At 68.8% G+C, this 6,102-nt stretch carries 5 protein-coding genes; 4 read left to right on the top strand and 1 reads right to left on the bottom strand.

The genetic code is table 11. The features are described from left to right. The 3 genes from ACH107_RS29180 to ACH107_RS29190 all read left to right on the top strand — a co-directional run. A partial coding sequence (locus tag ACH107_RS29180; RefSeq protein ID WP_412509221.1) for a helix-turn-helix transcriptional regulator occupies positions 1 to 616 on the top strand: 616 nt, incomplete at its 5' end. Positions 617 to 756: 140 nt separating this feature from the next. Beyond that, positions 757 to 1,887 (top strand): metallophosphoesterase family protein, encoded by a 1,131-nt coding sequence (locus tag ACH107_RS29185; protein ID WP_412509222.1) that lies wholly within the window; start codon positions 757 to 759, stop codon positions 1,885 to 1,887. Then, on the top strand, positions 1,884 to 4,499 hold the full coding sequence (locus tag ACH107_RS29190; RefSeq protein ID WP_412509223.1) for an AAA family ATPase: 2,616 nt from the start codon (positions 1,884 to 1,886) through the stop codon (positions 4,497 to 4,499). The genes ACH107_RS29185 and ACH107_RS29190 overlap by 4 nt, the downstream gene beginning before the upstream one ends. A 121-nt stretch (positions 4,500 to 4,620) precedes the next feature. On the opposite strand, the gene ACH107_RS29195 is transcribed toward ACH107_RS29190, so the two are convergent. Beyond that, on the bottom strand, positions 4,621 to 5,022 hold the full coding sequence (locus ACH107_RS29195) for a dihydroneopterin aldolase (RefSeq protein WP_412509224.1): 402 nt from the start codon (positions 5,020 to 5,022) through the stop codon (positions 4,621 to 4,623). A 151-nt stretch (positions 5,023 to 5,173) separates the two neighbouring features. Between ACH107_RS29195 and ACH107_RS29200 the strand changes: the two genes are divergently transcribed. After that, positions 5,174 to 6,102, top strand: a 929-nt coding sequence (locus ACH107_RS29200) for an uL13 family ribosomal protein (protein WP_412509225.1), incomplete at its 3' end; no start/stop codon positions are given.

Raw genomic sequence — 6,102 nt, forward strand, 5'->3', positions numbered from 1 at the left:
AGCCGCCCGCGCCGCCGAGGCCGACGCCGACGCGATGCTCGAGGCACACGGCGTCGCGGCGCGTCCCGGGCCGGTCGTTCGCGTCGAACGGCAGCTTTCCGACGCGCTGGCCGACGCGCTACGGGGCCCCAGCAAGGTGAGGTTTTCCTACAACGGCAGCCGCCGTGACGTCGAACCCTACGGCATCCTGATCGGCTCCCGCCGCTATCTCGTGGGGCGCCAGCCGGACAAGGGGCCGGAATTCCGGCATTTCCGGTTGGATCGCATCACCGATCTGACCGTGACCGACACCGCGTTCGAGCGCGACCCCGGTTTCAACCTGTCCGACCATGCCGCCCGCGCCTTCGGATCCTACCAGAACGAGGCGGAGTATGGCGAGGTCGTGTGGCGCTTCTCCCCCGATGCCGCGGCGCGCGCGGCCGAATGGCGTTTTCACCCCGATCAGCGCGCACGGTACCTGCCCGACGGCAGCTACGAAGTGCGCTTCGCGGCCTCCGGATGGCTGGAAATGGCGTGGCACCTGTTGTGCTGGGGTGATTCCGTCGAGGTGGTTCACCCGCCACAATTGAAAGCCCTTCTTGCCGATCCGGACAGAAACGCGGACGTACTCCCTTGACACGTTCTTTCTATGTTCACGTTCGTCAAGACAATTTTCATCCACGGCCACGCAAGGACGACAGGATCTGTCGGCGTCCATGTCCACGTGATGTCCTGCGGCCATTCCCGGCCCGCGATGGATAACTCACCGGAGCTGTCATGACATTTCGATTCATTCATTCCTCCGACCTTCACCTTGGACGGAAATTCGCGAACATCCCCCAAGCACCGGACGGCAACGTGCGCGGCCGCCTGATGGAAGCCCGCCACGGGGCGATCGGCCGTCTGGCCGACGCGGCGCGTACCCACGGGGCGGCGCATGTGCTTTTGGCCGGCGACACGTTCGACACCGCGACACCGTCACCGGCGGTCATCAGACAGGCGCTATCGGCCATGGCCGAGGCAGAGCAGATCACGTGGTGGCTGCTGCCCGGCAATCACGACAACCTGCGCGATGCCGAACCGCTGTGGGAGAGCATCTGTCGGGACGGCCCCGAGAATGTCATCGCCGTGACAGGCACCGCGCCGCTGGACATGGCCCCCGGCGCGACCCTGTTGCCCTGCCCCGTCGCCTACCGCTCCGGCGGCGCGGACCCGACAGAGGCGCTTGTCACCATGCCGAGCGACGAGGGGTCGCTGCGGATCGGGCTCGCCCACGGGGGCGTCACCGACTTCACCGACGCCGGCGATTCGATCGCGCCTGACAGGGACCGGTCGGCACGGCTGGATTACCTCGCGCTCGGTGACTGGCACGGCCGGATGGCCGTTTCCCGAAGGCTGCATTATTCGGGCAGCCCCGAGCAGGACCGGTTCAAGCATGACCGGCGCGGGGTCTGCCTGTGCGTGGAACTGGACGGCAGGGGCGCCGACCCGCGGGTGAACGAGATCGAGACGGGAACATTCCTGTGGTCGGACGTGACGTTGACCCTGCACCCGCGGCAGGATGCCGGCGAGGCGCTTGATGCCGTCCTGCCGCGCACGGCCCGGCGGGACATCCTGCTCCGGGTGTCGGCAACGGGCTGGGCCGGGCTGCCGGAACAGACGGACCTGCGACGCGCCGCGGAACGCGCCGGCCCCGAATTCGCCCATTTCGAGCTGGTGACGGACTCGCTCGGCACGCATTACGATGCGGCCGACCTTGACGAGATCGACCGCGGCGGCGCGTTGCGACTTGCGGCCGACGCGCTGCTGACGGATGCCGAGGCCGAAACCCTGACGCCCGAGGAGCGCGACGTGGCGGCCGATGCGCTTGCCCGCCTCCACGCCTACGTGAAGGAGGCCTCGGAATGAAACTACGTGCCATCACGCTGGAAAATGTCCGCCGCTTCACGTCCGCCGTGCGCGTGGACGGTATCGACGACGGGCTGAACGTTCTCTGCGAACCCAACGAGGAGGGCAAATCGACGCTGTTCGACGCGATCCAGGCGTTGTTTTTCAAGGCCCACGGGTCACGTGACAAGGAATTGACCGCGCTGCGGCCCCATGCCGGCGGCGCGCCCCGGATAAGCGCCGAGATCGAGACCGATGCCGGCCGTTTCGTCATCGAAAAGCGCTGGTTCTCCAAGCCGGCGGCAACCGTTCACCGGAACGGACGGCTGATCGCGCAGGCCGACGCGGCCGAGGCATGGATCGCCGATTTGCTTGGCGCGGATGCCGGTGGCCCCTCCGGACTGATCTGGGTGCGCCAGGGCATGACGGACCTGACCGGCGGGTCCACCAAGGAGCGCGCCGCGGCACTGGAAGCGCGGCGCGACTTGATGTCCTCGGTCGGCGAGGAAGTCGAGGCGATGACCGGCGGACGCCGCATGGACATGGCCCTGTCACGCTGCCGCAAGGAACTGGAGGTCTACGCCACCGGCAAGAACCGCAGCCCGCGAAAGGGCGGCCCATGGAAAGCGGCGCGCGACCGCGTCGAGGACCTGACGCGCCAGCGCGACAGCCTCGCGACAACGGCGGCCGACTTGCACGAGGCGCTGGACGCCCGGACGCGCGCAAGGCGCGAGCTGCGCGATATCGAGGCACCGGAGGCCGCGGCGGCCCGCCGCCAGCGGCTCGAGGACGCGCAGGCGGCCCATCAGGCGGCCGAACATCACGCCGAGGCCGTCGCGAAGGCGGCGCGCAAGGTCGAGATGGCGCAACTGTCCGTGACCAACGCGAAGGCGCGGCTGGACGCCCTGCACAAGGCCATCGCCGAAAAGTCCGAGGCAACCGCGCAAGCCTCTGGCGCCGCGAAGGATGCGCAGGCGGCAAAGGCGCGCCTAGAAACGCGCCACGCCGAGAAAAACGAGGCCGAGCAGGTACTGGACGCCGCGCAGGCGGCCCTCAAGCAAGCAGAAGACGCCAAGCGCCGGGCCGACCGCGCGCAGGCCGCCCGCGACGGCGCAGATCGGCGCGAAGACCTCGCGAAGCGTATCGCGGACGCTGAAAAGGCGCGCAACGAGATGGAGCTTGCCGCCGCCGCTGCGCGCACGGGCCCCGACGCAAGCGCGTTGCGCGCCCTCGACAAGCTGGACTCGCGGCACGCGGCAGCCATTGCCACCCGTGACGCGACAGCGACACGGGTGATAGCCCGCTATGCCGGCGACCAGCACGGTATCCATGCCGAGGGCCACAAGCTGCCGGAGGGGGAGAGCGTCCCCCTGCCCCGCACGACGCGCCTGCTGATCGACGGGGTCGGCGAGCTCGAGGTCCGGCCGGGCGGGACGGGCCACGACGAGCGGTCGATCGAGGCGGCCGAAACCGAGCTGCGCGAGGCGCTCGCGGCGATCGGCGCCGACAGTGTCGAGCAGGCCCGCAAAGCGGCAGATCGCCGGCAGGCCGCCGAGCGGCGGCATGGCGCGGCGCAAGCGGTGCTTGAAAACCTCGCACCGGACGGGATCGAGCGGCTGCGCGAGGCGTTGGCGCGGATACCGGAACCGGCGGAAGACGCCGACGCGCCCGCCCCCGAGGCGGCCCAGACCGCGCTGGCGCGGGCCCGCTCGGACCACGATACGGCGCGCGCCGCTCGTGACAGGGCTGTCGATCGGCTGTCCGATGCCCGAGCCGAGGCCACACGGGCCGACACGTCGCTCGCTTCGCTTCAGGAACGGATGAAACGCGCCGAGGACGCCGTCGCCGCGCTCGGTGACATCACGGAGGATGCCATCGCGACCGAGGTGGCCGAGGCAACGGCGACCCTGGACAAAGCGAAGGCGGACCACGCGGAAAAAGAGCGGGCGGCGCCGGATCTCGAAAGCGCGGCCGCCGCGTTGAAACGCGCCGAGTCCGTCGAGCGCAAGGCGCGCGACGAGATCGCGCGGCTGACCCCGCTGCTGGCGACGCTGGAGGAGCGCATCGCGCGGTCGTCCGGTGACGCGGTCGAGGAACGGCTTGCCGAGACGGAACAGGAACTGGACGCGGCGCGGAAAGACCTTGCCCGCGTCGAGCACGAGGTTGCCGTCCTGATCCGGCTGGAAGAGGCGCTGGAGGCTGCGCGGACAGAGGCGCGCGAGCGCTATTTCGAACCGGTCGCACGGGAATTGAGGCCGCTTCTGGGCCTCCTCTGGCCCGATGCCGAACTGACCTGGGGACAGGACACGCTCCTGCCCGACGCCTTGATCCGCAACGGCCAGGAAGAACGCATCGACATCCTGTCGGGCGGCACACAGGAACAGGTGGCGCTGCTGGTGCGGCTTGCCTTTGCCCGGATGCTCGCCGCGGCGGGACGGGTCGCGCCGGTGATCCTCGATGACGCGCTGGTCTTCACGGACGATGACAGGATCGAACGGATGTTCGACGCCCTTCACCGGCAAGCGGGCGACTTGCAGATCATCGTGCTGACCTGTCGCCAGAGGGTGTTCCGCGAACTGGGCGGCAACACGCTTCGTTTGGGCACACCGCCCGGGGAGGAAGGCGCAGCCTGACAGCGGGCTGCAGGCGCGTATGAGCGCCTGCCTGTGAAAATGTCGTCTGGCGCCAGCGCCACGGTCAACTTGCCCGGCGGCCTTTCCGCGCTGGTCCGGGCGCCACGATCGGCCCGGCGCCTCAGATAGGCGCCGGTGTCGCGCGGATGCGGCCAAGGTCGTCACCGTCAAGCGCGAGCCGGATGCCCAGTGCGCCGCTGTCCTTCAGGACGGGGGATTTCCGGAGCCGGATCTCGGCGCCCTCGATCTCGGGGTAACGCGCGCAGGATTCGGCGATGCGGGTGATCAGCCGCTCCTGCGTGGCATAGGGGCCGTCCCGCGCAACGCGCGCGATGTCCGCGACCACCGGATCATAATCGAAAACGTGATCCATGCCATCCTCCCCGATCAGGACCAGCGCGGCGCTGATGTGCAGCGTCAGGTCCAGCATGTGCTGTCGAGGGCGCGTGTCCGGCGGCGCGTAAGTGCCGATTTCCGTTTCCAGCGCCAGATCCTGCAGCTCCACCGCGCTCGTGCCGGGCATCGCTCCCTCCGTATTTGCCTGCCTGACCGGACGTAGCGCCACGACCGCCCGCGTCACGCAGGACGATCGAATGCCCGCCGGCGCATGCGGCATTGTCTTATTTCGCGAGCGGGTTAACTGGAGACCCGCTCAAGACGGAGGCACACCACGAATGAAACATCCCGAGCCGACCCGCGCGGCGGGCGCGCATGTACTGGCAGCGTTCGCACCGCGCATGGGACGGCGCTACGCCAACGGACGCAATTTCGACCGTGGGCCGGGGGCACATCGCGACGTGTCAATGCTGTCGCCCTACCTGCGCCGCCGCCTTGTGACCGAGCATGAAACCGTTGCCGCCGCGCTCGGCGCACATGGACACGAGAATGCCGAGAAATTCGTTCAGGAAGTGATCTGGCGTGGTTACTTCAAGGGCTGGCTGGAACGCCGTCCGCAGGTCTGGGACAGCTACCGCGACGGTCTGATCCGTGATCTTGCCACGCTGGACACTGACCGCCGCCTGCGACGCGATGTCGAACGGGCCGAGGCCGGCGAGACGGGATTGGCCTGTTTCGACGCATGGGCCCGGGAGCTGGTCGACACGGGCTACCTGCACAACCATGCACGTATGTGGTTCGCCTCGATCTGGATCTTCACGCTGGAATTGCCGTGGCGGGTCGGCGCGGATTTCTTCTATCGCCATCTGCTAGACGGTGACCCCGCCTCGAACACGCTGGGCTGGCGGTGGGTGGCCGGGCTGCACACGCGCGGCAAGCCCTACAAGGCGCAGGCGTGGAACATCACCAAGTTCACGGATCACCGCTTCGCCCCGCGCGACGCGGATCTCGCCGAGGGTGTGCAGGGGCTGGACCATCTTGAGCCCGAGGGGCTGCCCGACGTGCTGCCCCTGCGCGCGCCGGTGCGGCCCGACCCGGACGCCCCGACAGCGCTGCTCCTGACCGAGGAGGACTGCCGCATCGAGGATTTCACGCCCCGATCACTGGACGTGATCGACGCGGAAGGCGTCGTTCTCGGCCGTCTAGCATCGATCATCGCCACGCGCCTGCGCGGCAAGCACAAGCCGAGCTTCACGCCCAACATGGA

This window comes from Roseovarius halophilus (ex Wu et al. 2025) (assembly GCF_047086965.1).